The sequence below is a fragment of the Arthrobacter sp. H20 genome (genome assembly GCF_000520515.1).
Taxonomy (GTDB): Bacteria; Actinomycetota; Actinomycetes; order Actinomycetales; family Micrococcaceae; genus Arthrobacter_D.
On record NZ_KI914732.1, the window covers coordinates 99832 to 116577 of the forward strand.

The 16746-nt window shown below is 62.1% G+C and carries 20 protein-coding genes; 9 read left to right on the top strand and 11 right to left on the bottom strand.

The features are described 5' to 3' along the window. Positions 1-84 precede the first annotated feature (84 nt). On the top strand, positions 85-906 hold the full coding sequence (locus tag Y703_RS0110520; RefSeq protein WP_026552677.1) for a DUF1206 domain-containing protein: 822 nt from the start codon (positions 85-87) through the stop codon (positions 904-906). Between the two features lie 12 nt (positions 907-918). Here Y703_RS0110520 and Y703_RS0110525 read toward each other — a convergent pair whose 3' ends face one another. Then, positions 919-1680: an SDR family NAD(P)-dependent oxidoreductase gene (locus tag Y703_RS0110525; protein ID WP_026552678.1), complete on the bottom strand. Its 762-nt coding sequence runs from the start codon at positions 1678-1680 to the stop codon at positions 919-921. Between the two features lie 9 nt (positions 1681-1689). Then, on the bottom strand, positions 1690-2688 hold the full coding sequence (locus Y703_RS0110530) for an acetamidase/formamidase family protein (RefSeq protein ID WP_026552679.1): 999 nt from the start codon (positions 2686-2688) through the stop codon (positions 1690-1692). A gap of 128 nt (positions 2689-2816) precedes the next feature. Between Y703_RS0110530 and Y703_RS23360 the strand changes: the two genes are divergently transcribed. Next, the gene (locus Y703_RS23360; RefSeq protein WP_343212883.1) at positions 2817-3062 is read left to right on the top strand and encodes a hypothetical protein; all 246 of its coding nucleotides are present in this window, start codon (positions 2817-2819) and stop codon (positions 3060-3062) included. A gap of 237 nt (positions 3063-3299) precedes the next feature. Here Y703_RS23360 and Y703_RS19270 read toward each other — a convergent pair whose 3' ends face one another. Together Y703_RS19270 and Y703_RS0110545 are read right to left on the bottom strand one after the other, a co-directional pair. Next, on the bottom strand, positions 3300-3953 hold the full coding sequence (locus tag Y703_RS19270; protein WP_051427494.1) for an alpha/beta hydrolase: 654 nt from the start codon (positions 3951-3953) through the stop codon (positions 3300-3302). Between the two features lie 8 nt (positions 3954-3961). Continuing rightward, positions 3962-4939 (bottom strand): ring-cleaving dioxygenase, encoded by a 978-nt coding sequence (locus tag Y703_RS0110545; protein ID WP_026552680.1) that lies wholly within the window; start codon positions 4937-4939, stop codon positions 3962-3964. A gap of 226 nt (positions 4940-5165) precedes the next feature. Between Y703_RS0110545 and Y703_RS19275 the strand changes: the two genes are divergently transcribed. From Y703_RS19275 to Y703_RS0110565, 4 genes are all read left to right on the top strand, one after another. Next, entirely contained in the window at positions 5166-6107 is a 942-nt protein-coding gene (locus tag Y703_RS19275) for a type IV toxin-antitoxin system AbiEi family antitoxin domain-containing protein (RefSeq protein ID WP_035764615.1), read from the top strand. Between the two features lie 152 nt (positions 6108-6259). Then, a complete protein-coding gene (locus tag Y703_RS0110555) occupies positions 6260-7054 on the top strand; it encodes a hydroxypyruvate isomerase family protein (RefSeq protein ID WP_026552681.1) in 795 nt (264 codons plus the stop codon). A 212-nt stretch (positions 7055-7266) separates the two neighbouring features. Then, positions 7267-8421, top strand: a complete 1155-nt coding sequence (locus tag Y703_RS0110560) for a glycerate kinase (RefSeq protein WP_026552682.1) — start codon at positions 7267-7269, stop codon at positions 8419-8421. A 186-nt stretch (positions 8422-8607) separates the two neighbouring features. Next, entirely contained in the window at positions 8608-9453 is an 846-nt protein-coding gene (locus Y703_RS0110565; protein WP_026552683.1) for an HpcH/HpaI aldolase/citrate lyase family protein, read from the top strand. Between the two features lie 95 nt (positions 9454-9548). On the opposite strand, the gene Y703_RS0110570 is transcribed toward Y703_RS0110565, so the two are convergent. Next, a complete protein-coding gene (locus Y703_RS0110570) occupies positions 9549-10631 on the bottom strand; it encodes a fatty acid desaturase family protein (protein WP_026552684.1) in 1083 nt (360 codons plus the stop codon). 250 nt (positions 10632-10881) lie between these two features. On the opposite strand from Y703_RS0110570, the gene Y703_RS23095 reads away from it, so the two are divergent. After that, positions 10882-11073 carry a hypothetical protein gene (locus tag Y703_RS23095; RefSeq protein WP_081743496.1) on the top strand — a complete coding sequence of 64 codons (192 nt, stop codon included), beginning with the start codon at positions 10882-10884 and terminating at the stop codon, positions 11071-11073. A 50-nt stretch (positions 11074-11123) separates the two neighbouring features. On the opposite strand, the gene Y703_RS0110575 is transcribed toward Y703_RS23095, so the two are convergent. From Y703_RS0110575 to Y703_RS0110590, 4 genes are all read right to left on the bottom strand, one after another. Further along, entirely contained in the window at positions 11124-11552 is a 429-nt protein-coding gene (locus Y703_RS0110575; RefSeq protein ID WP_026552685.1) for a hypothetical protein, read from the bottom strand. Then, positions 11542-11733 carry a helix-turn-helix transcriptional regulator gene (locus Y703_RS0110580; protein ID WP_026552686.1) on the bottom strand — a complete coding sequence of 64 codons (192 nt, stop codon included), beginning with the start codon at positions 11731-11733 and terminating at the stop codon, positions 11542-11544. The genes Y703_RS0110575 and Y703_RS0110580 overlap by 11 nt, the downstream gene beginning before the upstream one ends. Positions 11734-11848: 115 nt before the next feature. After that, positions 11849-12463: a flavin reductase family protein gene (locus Y703_RS0110585; RefSeq protein WP_026552687.1), complete on the bottom strand. Its 615-nt coding sequence runs from the start codon at positions 12461-12463 to the stop codon at positions 11849-11851. Between the two features lie 10 nt (positions 12464-12473). Next, complete coding sequence (locus Y703_RS0110590; protein ID WP_026552688.1) at positions 12474-13316, bottom strand: SDR family oxidoreductase; 843 nt, start codon at positions 13314-13316, stop codon at positions 12474-12476. Positions 13317-13671: 355 nt separating this feature from the next. Between Y703_RS0110590 and Y703_RS0110600 the strand changes: the two genes are divergently transcribed. Together Y703_RS0110600 and Y703_RS22680 are read left to right on the top strand one after the other, a co-directional pair. Then, the gene (locus Y703_RS0110600) at positions 13672-14583 is read left to right on the top strand and encodes an SDR family oxidoreductase (RefSeq protein ID WP_026552689.1); all 912 of its coding nucleotides are present in this window, start codon (positions 13672-13674) and stop codon (positions 14581-14583) included. A gap of 19 nt (positions 14584-14602) precedes the next feature. Further along, positions 14603-14782, top strand: coding sequence for an ArsR/SmtB family transcription factor (locus Y703_RS22680; RefSeq protein WP_216698893.1), 180 nt, complete (start codon positions 14603-14605; stop codon positions 14780-14782). Between the two features lie 113 nt (positions 14783-14895). Here Y703_RS22680 and Y703_RS0110610 read toward each other — a convergent pair whose 3' ends face one another. Further along, on the bottom strand, positions 14896-15486 hold the full coding sequence (locus tag Y703_RS0110610; protein ID WP_026552690.1) for a vitamin K epoxide reductase family protein: 591 nt from the start codon (positions 15484-15486) through the stop codon (positions 14896-14898). A 180-nt stretch (positions 15487-15666) separates the two neighbouring features. After that, positions 15667-16713: a TIGR04086 family membrane protein gene (locus tag Y703_RS0110615; protein WP_343212884.1), complete on the bottom strand. Its 1047-nt coding sequence runs from the start codon at positions 16711-16713 to the stop codon at positions 15667-15669. Between the last annotated feature and the right edge of the window lie 33 nt (positions 16714-16746).

Below are 16746 nucleotides of genomic sequence, written 5' to 3' on the forward strand. Positions count from 1 at the left end.
GAGTGAATGGCCTTTTATCCGCCTCCCGCCGAGCCACTCTGCAGGCCAGCCAGGGTGGAACCACTGGTAGAAGAGGGAGCATGGATGTCTGCTGGGGAAAACAATAGGATCGCGGATACCGCCGAGAACATCTCCGATGGTGTGGCACTGGACGTCGCAGCAAGTTTCGGGTTCGCTGTGCTGGCAGTTGTGCATATCCTGATTGGCGTTATTGCTCTGCAGGTGGCGTTCGGTGGGACCGGCCAGGCCGAGCCCACCGGGGCGCTAGAGCAGTTGTCTTCCGGCACCGCGGGGCCGTGGACCATGTGGGCAAGTGCACTGGGCTGTGCTGGCCTGGCCCTCTGGCAGCTCAGTGAGGCAACGCTTCGTCCGCGTCGGAAGCCAGCGGGGAAGCGTCTTGAAAAGGCCGTCTCCTCCGGGTCGCTGGCGATCACCTACGGCTTCATGGCGGCGACAATGGCGAGATTTGCCTTGGGGGATGGCCCAGACTCGAGCGAGTTCACACGGGGTTTCACCACTGCAATGATGGCTCACCCGCTGGGCCTGATCGTTGTCTTCGCTGTGGGCGGGACGGTGCTGGGGATTGGCGGCTACTTTGTGGTGAAAGGGGTGCGAAGAACTTTCAGACCCGAACTGCAGCACTTTGAGGACTCGCGTCGAGGTGCCATCATCGATGCGCTCGGCATGCTGGGGCGTGTGGCCAAGGGTGTTGCGCTGATTCTGATGGGTTTACTCTTTGTCCTCGCCGCCGCTACCAATCAGCCGTCACAGTCGACGGGCCTGGACGGTGGTCTCAAAGCCCTTCAGGACCACCCGTTTGGCAACGTGGTCCTAGTTGCCATCGCCGTGGGCCTGATCTCTTACGGACTCTTTGCCATCATCCGGGCCAGATTCGGGCGAATGTAACCCTGAAACGCGCTAGAACTGGATGCCCCGCGACAGCCCGCCATCGACCAGAATGTTGGCGCCGGTGGTCCGGCTGGATCGTGGGCTCGCAACGAAGACCACGGTGTCAGCGACCTCCTGCGGTGTACCCATCCGGTGCGTTGGATTCAGGCCCATCGCGATGCCGTACAACTCAGGGTTACCCTGCTCAATGCTCTCCCACACCCCACCCTCATGGAAGGTGTTGCCAGGGGAGACCGTGTTGGCGCGGATACCTTTCTCGGCGAGCTGGAACGCCAAACCGGCCATGTACGCGATGAGAGCCGATTTCACTGTGCCGTAGGGGCCGGACGCAAAGTCCACCTCGCGGCCCGAGACGCTTGAGATCGCGATGATCGATGCGGCACTGCTCTGCTGCAGGTGGGGCAGTGCAGCCTTGACCAGCCTGACAGTTCCCATCAGATCTACCCTGAGGGAGGCTTCCCAGTTCTCGTCGGTATCGGGGATGGCCAGCGCGCTGACGTTGCTGACCACGATGTCGATCCCGCCGAACATCGACGCGGAATCACTGACCCATCGGACCACGGCGTCGGCGTCGCCCATGTCCATCGCGGTGCCCGAGATGCGGCCGCTGCTGCCATCCAGTGCGGCTTCAGTGGCGTCGATTTCGGTGGGGTTGCGCGCGCAGAACCCCACGTTGGCCCCCTCCGCCGCAAAGGATTCGACGATTGCGCGGCCAATACCTTTGGTGCCGCCGGTTACCAGGGCGGTCAGTCCAGCCAACTGCAGGTCCATGGGGTTCTCCTAAAGGTTGATGCTGCGGCGACGCAGCTCATCGTGCAGCCCATCAAAAGCATGCACTCGGGGAAATAGATTCTTGGCGGCCTTCACCACCACGCTGTAGTTGGCATCCACCGCGTTGGCGATGGGCGCCAGAGCCGTCTGGGTGAGCAACTGGTAAGCGTCCATCTGATGCAGCCCGAAGAGTTCCTCGAACCACCTCACCATTTCCACCTGACCGATTCGCCAGGAATCCTCCATGGGCCTGGAGGAACCAACGGCCATCCAGTGACTATCGCTTTCCAGCCTGGGCCAAGCCGGTGCCCCACCCTTGATGAGCTCGACGATGATGGTTGAATTCATGGCGCCCTCGACGGCTGTACCACACGCTTCGCCTTCGCCCTGCCGGTAATGGCCGTCTCCGATGGAGAACAGGGCGCCCTCAACGTTCACTCCCAGATAGACGGTGGTTCCGGCTTTCACCTCGGGTGAGTCCATGTTGCCCCCGAAGCGCTCGGGGACCAGGGAGGAGCGCACTTCGCCGCCCGGCGGAGCTACCCCAATGGTGCCGAGCATTGGTTCGAGTGGCAGCGCTAGTTCGAATCCTGTGTGTCTCGCCTGGAACCCAACCGTCTGCCGTGCGGTGTCGACGTCATAAATCCAGGTTGTATCCGGCAGGGGCTCCTGTAGTAAAGCCGTCCGATCAGTGCTGGTCAACCCGCCGAAGAAGGGGATGGTGGCGGACGCGCCCCACGATCGGGCAGGACTGAGGTCCACAATGTGGATGGCGAGGGTGTCGCCGGGCTCCGCCCCTGCCACATAAAAGGGACCGGTCTGTGGGTTCACGAACCGGAGGTCCACCTTCTCGCTCGACAGGTCATCGACACTGGTGAGCGCGTGGTTAAAGGCGTCTTCTGACCAGAGCTTCAACACCCTTCCGGGCTGGACGGTCATGACCGGCGCGGCGCCACCGAACGTGTAAACGAGCTGATCCCGGGTCGGCGTGTACTCAACTGCATCCATTACTGGATGCTATGTCCGGGGTGCGCAACTGACAAGGGTGCGCCCTTTTTTGGGTTGGGCCGGGCGGCCCGGGCCCCACCCGGATCGTTCGTGGGGATGTTGGGCTGAGGACGGCGAACGTCGAGGATGTGCCTGCAATCGTCCGGCTGCTCGCTGATGATCCACTAGGCCTAACCCGGGACAGAATCGACGACGGCGAGCCGCTGCGGCCTTACCTCTCTGCCCTAGCGGCTATCGATACGAACCCATCGCATCTCCTCGTGGTCGCCACTGTCGACGCCGCGGTCGTTGGAACCCTCCAACTCAGTGTCCTGCCCGGCATGGCCCGACGCGGGGCTCTTCGCGCGCGGATCGATGATCACCTGGGTGATTGAGGAGGCGGAACGGCAAGATTGCCGGCTTGTCCAGCTCACCAGCGACAAGTCCCGGGTTGACGCTCACCGTTTCTATGCGCGGTTGGGTTTAATAGCGTCCCATGAAGGGTTCAAATTTCGTTGTAGTTGAAATCGGCGTAAAAACGGTCAGGACCGGTTCGATCGGATCGTCATCGGTACCGCGAAGGTCCAACACGACGCGATAGCTGACAGTAGTGATCCTGGTATCCGAATCGATTAGGGGGTGGGCGGTTGGGAGATGGTGTACGCCGTGCGGGAGTTGATCCATGCCGCAGCGCCGTCCACTTCCGAGGGGTGCACTCCGTGCCCGCCCTCGCGGAGGGTCTGGTGAACGTCGGAGCCAGCGTTATCCAGCACTGATTTCAGCCGTGCCACACTGTCCAGCGGCGCCATTGCGTCCGTTTCTCCGTTGAAGAGCGCGACGGCGGTGTCCGCCAGATCGCCGTCGGCGGATCGCTCTCCCAGCGGATACATCCCGGAGAACGCGACCACGTCGGTCAGGACCCGCGGATGCAATAGCACGGTGGCCAGGGCGATGTTCGCGCCGTTGGAGAATCCGACGGCGATGATCTTTCGATCAGTCAGGCTGTAGTGTTCCTGCGCCCAGCTGATGAAGTCGGCGAGTTCACCCGCGCGGCGAACGACGTCGTCGACGTCAAACTGGCCCTCGCCAAACCTCCTGAACCACCGGTTCATTCCCTGTTCCTGCACGGGTCCCCGGGGTGACAGGTAGCCGGCGCCGGGAGCGAGGCGCTCAGCCAGCGGCAGCAGGTCATGTTCAGTGCCGCCAGTGCCATGGAGGAGCAGCAGGACCGGGCTGCCGGAAGTACCTGCGTCGTAAAGGTGTGTCCATTGTTCGCTGGTGTTCATGGTGACTCCTAGCTCAGGAAGGTGGCGATGGACGGGTTGTTTTCCGCCGGCACGTTGATCTTGGCAACCGCGTTGGAGATGGTGTCCCGGTTGGGCTCGAGCCATGGTGGCAGCTTCAGGGAACGGCCCAGCTCGAGCAGCGGCTCGTCGATGTCGAAGCCCGGAGTGTCGGTGGCAATTTCCAACAGGGTTCCGCCGGGCTCCCGGAAGTAGATCGAGGTGAAGTACTGGCGGTCCAGGATGGCCGTCACGGCGTACCCGCGGTCGGCCAGTTCCTGCCGCCAGAGCTCCTGGGTGGCTTGATCGGGCACTCGGAAGGCGATGTGGTGGACCGTTCCACCAGCAACGAGCCCGCGCTCGCCCCGGGGATCGGTGACGATGTCAACGACCGTGCCTGGCTCGCCGTTGTGGGTGCTGAGCCGATACCTGCGGTCGGTTTCACTCAGCACGTTCATGCCCAGGTCGCGGGTGAACGTCTCGAGGCTGGCGGTAGGGTCCTGAACGGTGAGTACCGACGAGTGCTGGCCACGGACCGCGTACTCGGCCGGAACGGACGCGGAGTCCCACGGGTTGCGGGGGTCAGACAACGACGACGCCACCAGGTCAATCTGGAGGCCGTCCGGATCGCGCAACGACAGGCGCTCTTCCTCGGAGGAGGCGCGGGTGATGGTCGAGTTAACGCCGATGGCCTTGAAGTGCTTCTGCCACCAGCCGAGGGTGCCCTGGGGGACAGAGAACGCAGTGGTGGTGGACTGTCCGCTGCCGACCTTGCCGCTGCGAATCCCCTGCCAGGGGAAGAAGGTGAGAAGCGACCCGGGGCGGCCGGCTTCGTCGCCATAGTAGAGGTGATAGGTGCCTGGATCGTCAAAGTTCACTGTCTTCTTGACCAGCCGCAAGCCCAGGCCTTTGATGTAGAAGTCGATGTTCTTCTGGGGGTCACCCGCGATCGCGGTGACGTGGTGGAGCCCTTCGGTTTGTGCAGTCACAACTTCCTCCTCGGTAGATCCAGCGCCCGACGCCGGTATATAGATGCAAACGCATGCACTATCGGAATTGTTCCCGGCGTGTTTGCGAGGAGCTCCGGGGCGGGGTCCGCCGCTTGCACCCGGCATGTCTTGGCCTTGGGGCCGCTTTTTGTGACCGGTCGCAGGGGTTGTCCACATATCCCCTCTATTGGTGGTGGCAAGGCGTCGGGTTGGGCATCCTGTTGCCATGACTTCTCTGGACTGGCTGGATCGACAGGACCTGTGGTTGACCTGTGAGCTCGCGCGCCAAGGGTTGACCACCGCTAACATCGACGCTTTAGTGCGTCGCGGCCAGCTGGTTCGTGTACGGCGTGGCTGTTACCAATGCATCAAGGAGTGGAACAAATTGTCGCCGGCCGGGAAGGGTTTGCTGCGGGTGTATGCGCATCGCGCGGTTGGTGCCTACCTAGGCAATGAAAGTCCGGTGTATAGCCATACCTCTGCTGCCCGATTGCACGGAACGTTCCTGCTGAACCCAGATTCCTTGATTCATATCACTCAGTCATCGAGTGTTTCGCCGACGAGCCATGCTCGTGATGTGCGTAAGCATCAGGGGTGGTTGTCAGCTTCCGAGGTGACACTGAAATCGGGCGTCCTTGTTACCACCCTGGAGCGCACGGCGGTGGACTGCTCGAGGATCTTTCAGTACCGGCGGGCGCTCGTCACCACTGAGCATGCGCTGAGGCTGGGTGCGGATCGAACGCAGATGCGACATATTGTCGAAGCGCTCGCCAACCATAAGGGCGTCGGGAATGCGCGGAGAGTCCTGGCTAACGCCAGTCAGCTATCGGAGTCTCCCGGCGAGACCCTATGCCTGGATATCCTGCGATCCTTGCGGATACCCTTGCCCGACCAGCAGGTCTGTGTGTCCAGTCGACTGGGGGACTACCGGCTGGACTTTGCTTGGCGGGAGTTGAAGGCCGCACTGGAGTTCGATGGCAGGGTCAAGTACTTCGCCTATGAGCCCACGGACAGAGTCCTTTTTGAAGAGCGGCGACGCGAGAAGGCCCTGGCCGAGGAGGGATGGACATTTCTGCGGATCGAATGGGCTGATCTCTTCAAGGAGGCCGATCTCAGGGAACGCGTTATGGTGCACCTCCGCCGGGCTGAAGCCCGCCTCGCGGCCTAGCTCGTCCGCCGCCGAGCCGCCAGAAACGGCCCTTGCTGCCGCGGCAGTTTCTACGACGGATCTGTTGACCGCCCAGCCCCAACCGGCCTAGCATTTCATCCGATAAAAGGATGCTTCCGCATTACGGGATGACTAGTGAACCAGGATCGCCAATGACCTACACAGTTAACTGCTCGATCCTCCTCCCTGAACTGCCGCTGCTGGAGCGGCCGGCCGCTGCGAAGGATGCTGGGTTCGATGCCGTCGAATTTTGGTGGCCCTTCCCCATTTCGACCCCGTCCCCGTCACAGGTCCAGCAATTTGAGGATGCCATCACCAATGCAGGAGTCCAGCTAACAGGACTTAACTTCAGCGCCGGGGACATGCCGGGTGGAGACCGCGGCCTGGTCTCGTGGCCAGATCGCAGCGAGGAGTTTCGTGCCAACCTTTCAGTAGTTGTCGGCATCGGGGAACGACTGGGCTGCAAACACTTCAATGCCCTTTACGGCAACCGGATCGACGGCGTGAGCGCCGAGGAGCAAGACGCACTTGCCATCGACAACCTGATCCTCGCTGCGCAGGCGGTCTCTGCGATTGATGGAACAGTTCTTCTGGAACCGGTCAGCGGTGCGGACCGGTACCCTCTGAAGACCGCGCAGGATGCCCTGGACGTGATCGCGAAAGTGCAGGCGCGCGGCGTCAACAACATCAAGCTTCTTGCCGATTTCTATCACCTGTCCGTGAACGGCGATGACGTCGGTGCGGTCATCGACGCCCACGCCCAGGACTTCGGGCATATCCAGATCGCGGATGCTCCCGGTCGCGGCGCCCCCGGCACCGGGAATCTCCCACTGCCCGACTGGATTGAGCGCAGCCGCGCCCTCGGCTACCAGGGCCCGATTGGCCTCGAGTACAAGGCTTCCGCCGCAAAAGCATTCGCCTGGGTCACCACCGCAAGCGTCAAGTAAGAACCACCACCATGAAATACGTTGCAGGCGGAACGAGGTGCGCCTCAAGCTCATGATCTGGGACGGCGCGATGGTAATCATCGCTCCGACGGCCAGGTTAGCTCCCCTCCCAGGTCAAACCGCTGCAGCATCAGGAGACTGAACCATCACTCGACCTACTTCAGCGTGCCTTGCGCCACCAGTAAAGTAGCCACCAGTGGTGTAATGGCCGTATGCGCATAGTGATTGCACCGGACAAGTTCAAGGGTTCGCTTTCAGCCCCCGAGGTCGCCGAGTCCGTGGCCGCTGGGCTGCACGCGGCAGTGGGGTCCAGTACCATTCTCACCATTGAGCAGGTCCCGGCGGCCGACGGCGGGGAGGGCACACTCGATGCCGCAGTCGCGGCCGGATTCTCACTGCACATCACCACTGTCACAGGACCGACGGGAGAGCCGTTACAGGCCCCGATCGCGATCCGGGACAAGCAGGCAGTAATCGAGATGGCTCTCGCGTCCGGGCTGGCAGTGCTGCCCGGCGGCATCCTCGACGCGCGTGGCGCCACCAGTCAGGGAACCGGAGACCTCATCCGGTTCGCCCTGGATCGCGGCTGCACCGACATAGTGCTTGGAGTGGGTGGTAGCGCGAGCACCGACGGTGGGGCAGGCGTTCTGGCCGGTTTGGGCGTATTACTGCTCGACGACGACGGCCGCCATCTCCCGCCCGGCGGCGCGGCGCTCGCCTCCCTAGCCCGAATTGACCTGACAGGACTTGACCCCCGCCTGCCGGCAGCCTCGATCACCCTGGCTTCCGACGTCGACAATCCGCTCCTCGGCCCAGCCGGCGCCGCCGCGGTGTTCGGCCCACAGAAGGGCGCAACAAACGCGGACATCGAGGAACTCGATGCGGCACTTACTCACTTCGTTGAGGTGCTGGCGGCGGCGGCGGGTCCGGGGGTCGCGGAAATGGTCACTGCGCAAGGGGCAGGTGCCGCTGGCGGCGTCGGTTATGCGGCGCTCGCCGTGCTCAGCGCACGACGGCGGCCGGGAATCGACGTCGTGCTGGAATTGACCGGCCTGGCGGAGAAGCTCAGTGATGCTGACCTGGTGATCACGGGCGAGGGGAGCCTTGATGAACAGAGCCTCGGCGGCAAAACACCCATGGGGGTGGCAAGCGCAGCCTCGGCGGCAAATGTCAGGGCCATAGCCGTGTGTGGTCGAACTGTTCTGACGCCGGAGCAGCTGGTGGCGGCCGGGTTCGAGCGCACATTTGCCCTAACGGATCTGGAGCCTGACGTGGAGCTGTGCATTGCCAACGCAGCCACCCTGCTGGAACAGATTGGGCGGGAGATTGCCGCTCACGTGGGACTGATGCCGGGGGACGCTCACTAGGAGCGCGCCTTGGCGGCAAGCGCCAATCACCGTAGAAGCGGAGACGTATGGGCATGACGAGGACGTCCACCACCGAATTCTTGTTGAACGCCCACCTTGTCCACAGGAAGTTTTTTGCTCGTAGTGAAGACGTAAGCTTCGGTACTGCGGTGGATTATGGCTCGGACGGTTCAGTAGTGTTCTGGTATGGCCTCCTTAAGAAACAGCCGCGCTGCTGCGCTCCCAGCCAAGCTTTCCCGCTCCTGGCTTCTTGCCTCGGCCGCATCCGAGGCCAACTTTGCGCCTGCCCTAACCTCCGAAGCCGACTCGGTGGTCTTTGACATGGAAGATGCGGTTCCAGCCGGCGGCAAGGCAGAGGCCCGGGAGCGCGTAGTAGAGGCACTCTCCACCGGCATGACCGCGTGGGTCCGAGTCAACGGCATCGAAACCGACTTCTGGGCCGACGATCTCGCGGCGCTATCGAAGGCCCCCGGGCTGCGCGGTGTCATGCTCGCCATGACCGAGAAGCCGGAGCAGGTCACCCACACAGCCATGCGACTCCAGGCGGGTACCCCTGTTCTTGCGCTGATCGAATCAGCGCTGGGCATCGAGAACGCGACGGCTATCGCCAGCGCCCCGGGAACCTTCCGTCTCGCTTTCGGCGTCGGAGACTTCCGGCGCGATACCGGAGCCTCGGATGAACCGATGGCTCTGGCTTACGCCCGCGCCAAACTGGTCGTCGCATCCCGGGTGGGGCAGCTGCCTGGCCCAATCGACGGCCCAACGGTTGGCGCACTGGGAGAAACCCTGCTGGAAGCCTGCAAGGTGACTGCATCGATGGGTATGACCGGGAAGCTCTGCCTCCTGCCGGATGCCACCGACACCATCAACAAGGGCCTCTCACCAAGCGAGTCTGAGATTATGTGGGCGTATGAGCTGCTCAGTGCTCACGAGGCGGGCGCCGTGGTGGGGGACGGTTCCTACCTTCCCCGATTGGCGCGGGCGCAGAAGATATCCTCGTTGGCGGACTCCTACGGGCTGTGGAACGCCTAGCCTCAGCCCCACCAACACACAAAGACTGCCCTGTACGTCAGGTCCGGCGCTTCCAAGCGGGCGCTTCTGACGTACAGGGCAGTTTCTGTTGTCGACTACTGGTGCCGATACTTGTTGACCATCGGGCAATCGAATGGATCGCGTGCGGCGAGGCCCACTCGGTTCAGGTAGGAGACGACTGCGCCGTAGGAGGCGGCAACGCCCACCTCGGTGTAGGGCACTTTGAGGCGCTCACAGTGCTCCCGGACGATCAGCGCGGCCTGGCGCAAGTGTGGGCGGGGCATATCCGGGAACAGGTGGTGCTCAATCTGGAAGTTGAGGCCACCAAACGCGTTGTTGACGAAGGAACCGCCTCGGATGTTGCGCGAGGTGAGGACCTGCTTCTGAAAGAAGTCGAGCTTGCTGTTCCGCGGGATAACCGGCATGCCCTTGTGGTTGGGGGCGAAAGAAGCTCCCATGTAGATGCCGAAGACCGCGAGTTGCACGCCGATGAAGGCGAACGCCATACCCACGGGAAGGAACCAGAACAGGACGCCGAAGTAGACGCCGAATCGCATGGCCAGGAGCGCTAGCTCGATCCACCGTCCCTGGATCGCACCGGGGCGGAACAGCGTGCCGATGGATTTGGCGTGCAGGTTCAGTCCCTCGAACGTCAGGAGTGGGAAGAACAGGTAGCCCTGACGGCGGGTGATCCACGCGTGGACACCCTTGGCCTTCGCCGCATCCTCCTCGATGAAGGAAATCGTGTCGATCTCGATGTCAGGGTCCTTGCCCACCACATTGGGATCGTTGTGGTGGCGCGTATGTTTGTTCATCCACCACTGGTAGCTGATGCCTACGACGCCCGCCGCCAGGATCCGCCCAGACCAGTCGTTAGCGCCGCGGGTCTTGAAGATCTGTCGGTGGGATGCCTCGTGGGCGAGGAACGCGATCTGGGTGAAGACAACGCCCAGCACTCCGGCGATCAGCAACTGGAACCATGTGTCCCCGAGGAGGGCGAACCCGGTCCAGGCCGCGCCCATTGTGAGGGCTAGGGCCGCGAAGACCGATACATAAAAGCGACGGCGCCGGTTGAGGAGACCCTCCTTGCGCACCTGTTTGAGCAAGATGGAGTATGAGGCGACAAGGTCGTTCGGCTTGGATACACGCACGCTACGGGTGGAGGTTGTAGTACTCAATAAGTGTCCCTGCGTTGGGTTCCGCTTCCCAGCAGACGGAGGGATTGTCAGACCCGCGGATGGGTCCAGTCTACGCAGGAAAACTGGACGCAACCTGTAAATATGCACCCAGGGGCATGATTATGGAGGGAGTTGACACTTCCACGCTTCGGTCGGTGTGCCGCTCCACCTTGACATACCCCCTGGGGTATCGTAATGCTTGGTCTATCACCCAGCGGTCCGCTTAGGGTCCCACCGAAAGAGAGTTCGTATGTGCCGGGCAACTACCTGCATGCACTGCCAAAAAACCACCTGGTCAGGCTGTGGAAATCATGTCGAGCAGGTGATGAGGGCGGTGCCATCCCGTGAGCGTTGCACCTGCGCTTCGTCGGGTGGGCGCGCGTCAGTGGTGCCGAAGACCCGCGCCTCGTCCAACTGGCTCGCTCAATTGTTCGGTCGATGAAACAGGCAATTTACATCGGCAGGCTGGTCTGATTTTGGCCTGATTAGGACCTAGTTGCCCCGGTTGATCACAGTGAAGGCGACGGCGCCCACCAGGACCTCCGACAGAAGAAGCAGTGCCAGGACCATTTCCACGGCGGCTCCGAATCCGATGGCGATGGCAGCAACGGCGGTGACGGGAAAGGAAAGCAGTCCAAGCACGGCCAGTGAGCGGGTGAGCACCGCATCATCCCGTTCGTCGCCAGTCTGGGTCCAGGCTCGCTCGAAGGTAGTTGCGCGCCCAGGGGTTCGGGTGATCCGCCATAGGCCGATCAGGGCCGCGAGAATGCCGACGGCGCCACCAGTGAGGAGGCCTGCGCCCATATTCCCCGGACCATACTCCTGGAGGAGCAGTCCTGTGACGATGAGCGTGGTAAGGCCAGTGAGCACAAATCCAAGCATTGTGGCCTTCTGCTTGGCCGTATAGCTACTAATCGACATGGAAAATCTCCTCAACCGTGCTGTGGAAATGGCGGGCAATGGCAATCGCCAGGGGTAGGGACGGGGCGTAGCGGCCGGTCTCGATGGAATTTATGGTCTGTCGTGACACGTTGAGAACTTCCGCAAGCTCACGCTGGGAGATACCGGTCGTTCGCCGGAGGACACTCAGGTCGTTTCTCATCGGTCGCCAAAAGAGTCAAGCAAGCTTGTCATGTCGACAAGCCTGCTTGACACGCTCGCCGCTGTCAAGCAGGCTTTACCTCACCGGTGCGTTCCGGCACTTCCGCAGCACCCGCTTAGCTACGGAAGTGCCCTGGCCACTCGTCCACCGGAATTCGTTTGATGGTGTGCACCGCTCCGGTTGTGCCCCACTCATCGCGTCCCAATCGAGACAGGGGTTTGAGGCGATCCATGAGGGGGTGGTCTCCATCCAGGACCTCTTCGGATATCGCTGCGTGGGTGACCTCCCCGAAGACAACTAGGCAATCGCCGATCGGCTGCACGAGGTGCAGTTTGCACTCAAGCGCAACCGGGGATTCAAGAACACGAGGCGCGGCAACGGTGAGGCCCGGCTCACGGGTCAGGCCCGCGGCGTCGAACTCGCTAACCTGCGGGTCAAAATTCGTGCCGGTAGCGTTGATCTGTTCGAATAACTGCTCAGGCGCCAAATTAACCACAAACTCCCCGGTCTCCTCGATGTTACGCAGCGTATCCTTTCGCCCCACCGAGGTGAACTGGATGATGGGCGGTTTAACAGACGCGATGGTGAAGAACGAGTGCGGTGCCAGGTTGTCGACACCCGCAGCTGATCGAGACGACACCCAGGCGATGGGACGCGGCACCACCGTCGAGGTCAGCAAGCGATAGAAATCCCCTGGTGAGGTGTCGTCCCTACTGAAGTCTCTGCGCATATCCCTGAGCCTAGTGGCCGGCACGAAGAACATCAGTGAGGCTCAGTGTCGGGCGACCGGTGAGATCCCGCACTGTCTCGGTAATGGTGGCCATCTCACCCGTGGCGATTGCCGAGTAGGTGTTAACCCAGGCATCGAGCTGCCAGTCGGGAACCCCAAAGCGCCGCCGCGAGGCGTACGCCTCCTCTACCGTCTCGGATCGGTAGCTTACGCTCTGGCCAGTTTCGGCTGAGATGATTGCTGCCACCTCCGGAAGGGTCAGCGCTTGCGGTCCGGTGAGTTCGTGGGTTTTGGTGGAGTGGCCCGAAGGGTTCGCCAGAACGACGGCGGCTACCCGCGCCACGTCTTCACGGGCCACGGCGGCGAGCTGTCCGCTGCCGGCCGGGCCTCGGATGGTGCCCCCTTCATCGGCGAAGGAGGATAGGACATCCAGATAGAAGTTGTCGCGGAGGAAGGTGTAATCCATACCGGAGCGGCGAATATGCTCCTCGGTTGCCCAGTGGCCGCGGCCCAGGGTGAAGGTGGCGTCCGGCGCCGCAGCAAAGAAGGAGGTGTAGACGATATGCCTGACGCCTGAGTCCTGGGCTGCATCGACGAAAGCCAGATGTTGGTCGACCCGGTCCTTCGCTTCGCTTGCTGACACCATGAAGAGGGTGTCCACGCCGTCGAGGGCTGCCAGGGCGGCTGTTCGGTCTGCGTAGCTGCACTGAGCTGACGTAGCGCTGGGCAGCCGGGGGGCCCGATCAGGATTCCTCACGAGTAGCCGAAGGGAAATTCCCGCTGCGGAAAGAAGGCGGGCCGTCGAGCCGCCGACCGCTCCTGTTGATCCGGTAACTGCCACTACGTTGCCCATGCTCTTCTCCAGCGTGGCGGAGCGGCAAATTATTTCCAGAGCGGCTCCGGTCGGGCGGGCCTCGCCTAGACTAGGGAACCATGCGCTTCATCAATAAATATCGTGTGCCCATCGTCTGGCTTCTGATCGTCGCTCTCGTGACGAGCATCGGTGCAGGGTTCTTCGCCCAAATTTTCTAGCCAGGGGGGGAATTGAACGTCCCGCCGCCAGCCCAGCATCCCGCCGCCCATCGCCTTGTCTCGGCGGAACCTAGAGCCTAGAGTGGTCAGTAGGCTTATAGTTTGATGAGGTGGCAGCTTCCCCTCCCGGCCTGCACAGTCCGTATCGCACCTACGCATGGCGAGTGAGGAAACATATGACTGACAAGACGTCACACACAGACCAGTACACTTTCCAGGATCCGGTAACCCGCTTCCCGAGCATCTCGGCTCCCAAGCAGGACCAGCCTGAGCCGGGGCTGGACCGCGATCTGGAACCACAGACCGACCGTGGCGAAACCTCGTACCGTGGTACCGGCCGCTTACAGGGTCGCAAAGCTCTCATCACGGGAGCGGATTCTGGCATCGGAGCGGCCGTAGCCATCGCCTTTGCCCGTGAGGGCGCTGACGTCGCCCTGTCCTATCTCCCCGAAGAGGAGCCCGACGCGGTCGAGGTTGCCCGCCTGATCGAGGAAAGTGGCCAGAGAGCCGTCAAGCTTCCGGGTGACCTGACGGACGCAGCTTTTTGCCGGTCACTCGTCAACGATGCGGCCGAGCAGCTGGGTGGCCTGGACATTCTGGTCAACAACGCCGGCAAGCAGATCGCCGTCGAGCGACTCGAAGACCTCACCGATGAGCAGTTGGATAAAACCTTCAAAACGAATATCTACTCGTTCTTCTGGATCACCCGCGAAGCGCTGAAGCACCTGAAGCCTGGGTCGAGCATTGTGAACTCGACGTCGATTCAGGCCTACAGCCCGTCATCGACACTGCTGGATTACGCGAGCACCAAGGCGGCCATCAATAACTTCACCAAGGGCCTCGCCGAGCAGCTGGCGCCCAAGGGTATCCGTGTCAACGCTGTTGCGCCGGGCCCCATTTGGACCCCTCTGCAGGTCTCGGATGGTCAGCCGAAAGAGAAGCTGCCCGAGTTCGGCAAGGACACCCCTTTGGGGCGTGCTGGTCAGCCCACCGAGCTGGCGCCCGCCTACGTGTTCCTCGCTTCGTCTGAATCGAGCTACGTGGTTGGCGAAACCCTGAACGTCAACGGTGGAAAGCCCTCGCCGTAGTCGCCCGAAGGTTCTGCTTATGCACGCATTTGACGTCCTCGGCGGTCTAGTTCGCCGCCGCATTCTCGAACTACTCCTCAACGAGGAATGGTCAGCCGGCGAAATAGCGCGGGTTATCCGAACAGAGTTTGGAATCTCGCAGCCTGTCGTTTCGCAGCACCCTCGCGCGCTCCGAGCGCATGGCTTGGCCAAAGTGTGAGGAGATGGAACACGCTGGCTTTATGCAGTGGAGGCCGGACCGTTGCAGGACGTGGATCAGTGGCTCGAACTGTTCCGTGTGTTGTGGCCGGGCCGTTTCGCCCAATAGTCCGACTAAGCAAACACGCCGATAAAACGGAAGACCACGGTGGCTGCCGTCGCAATCAGGAGCAGGGCCGCCGTCGTCCCCGTCCATCCGCTGAGGAACGTGCGCAGGCGTTTGCCTGCCGGAAACACGCCGCGGAGGATATTTCGTGAGGTCAGGAACGTCGTGAGCACGATCATCGCTGCCCAGGCCACCATGCAGTAGATGCAGAGAATCCCGATAGCAAAAAGGGCCTGGCTCCATAGCCAAATGGTGAACAACATCCCCAACCCCACGCCCACCTGCAGCGCACGCCAGTACCACTTCGACACTGTTGCACCAGCAAGCAGCATGGCACCAGTGGTGATGATCACGCTGAACGCGACGATGCCAATCAGCGGGTTGGGAAAGCCGAACAGACCGGCTTGCCAGGTCTTGAACACTTCACCACAGGAAACGAACGCGTTGACGTCGCAGCTGGTGACGTAGTTCGGGTCGGCATAGACGGCCAGTCGCTCGAGAACCAACTGGCCGGAGGCCAACCATCCCACCAGTCCTGTAATGACCAGGAGCAGGCCGAAGTGCCCGTCGTGTGTGAACCGCGGCGTTGAGGTATCCATCGCTCATTTCCCGAATGATTGGGCGGTTAGCTCAGGGTCCGGCCGGACCTATGACCCTTGCCAACGCTTGTAATCATTGTGGACCTTCCGCGCGTTGCAGCAGCTTTCTCACACCGTTTATTGCCGCTGGCTTTCTTTTCGTAGGAAATATGGTGGGCGTTAAAGCGTAGCGTCGATGGACTAGCGAGTGGTCGTGTACTCGTAGTCGGCCCGGTCGATCTTGCGGTGGTAGCGCATTCCCGTGAGTCCGCCCAAGACCGCTCCGCCGAGTGCTGCCACGACGGCAATGAGGACGGCGATGATCCCTGCTGTGGTCAAGTTGCCTTCATTCAGTGGGAGGCGAGGGAAGCTGTTGAGGTTCGCCAGAATGTCGAACTGCCTGCCGAAGATCAACCCGAGCACTGCGACCAGTACGGCGAAGATGAGGGCCCAAAGCCAGACCGCCACACCCTGCTTCGCTCCATTGAACCGGGCCATCCGCCCGGCGACATAGCCGCCAGCGAAGTAGGAGACCAGCAGAATCACCAGCAGCACGATCGCGCCGGTGATACCGACGGTCTGGGGGTCTGCAGCAGCCCGGTCGGCTGCGTCGTTCAGATCCGTATTGGTGGAGAGTCCAAACACAGCACCACCGGCGGCGACCAGCGCCGTCAGCAGAACTGCCATTCCGGTGGCGGTAAGCCAGCCAAAGAACGCCGACCCGAACTTCATGCCACCGAAGGTGTCCTTTTCATACTGTAGGAGTGCTGCCCGTTCGGCCGACGCCGGAAGCGCCGGGCGGTCATCGTGCGTGTTTCGGTACCGGGCGTCGTCCGGGTTAGCCGTGTGGCTGACCGGCTGCGCGGTCACAGGCTGGGTCCGTGTGGACGGCGAGGTCTCAGCCGCGCCCGCTCCTGAGCCGCCCGCTACCGCACCGGTGTTGGCGTTGGCATCAGGCTGTGCCCGCTGCTCGCGGCGGGTGGGTTCCCGCTCGGTGGTGCCGGAGTTATCGGGGGTGCCGTGCCCATCGGTTGGTGAGTCGTTGAACGTGTGCACCTCGGTGTCGGCGTCGCCACGTTCTGGGGTGCGCCGCGTGGGTACGTGTTGGTGCACCTGCGTGGCGGCGCCGTCGTCGTCGGTGGTGGTGGGTGAATCCCGCCAGTCTGGTGTGCCGTCAGCATGCTTGGGGGCGTCCTCTGGGGGAGTGTTGCGTTCTGACGGGTCGTTCCCTGTTCCTGGCGTACTCATCGTTCCTCCTGCTCATGGTGCCGTAAGTCTTTA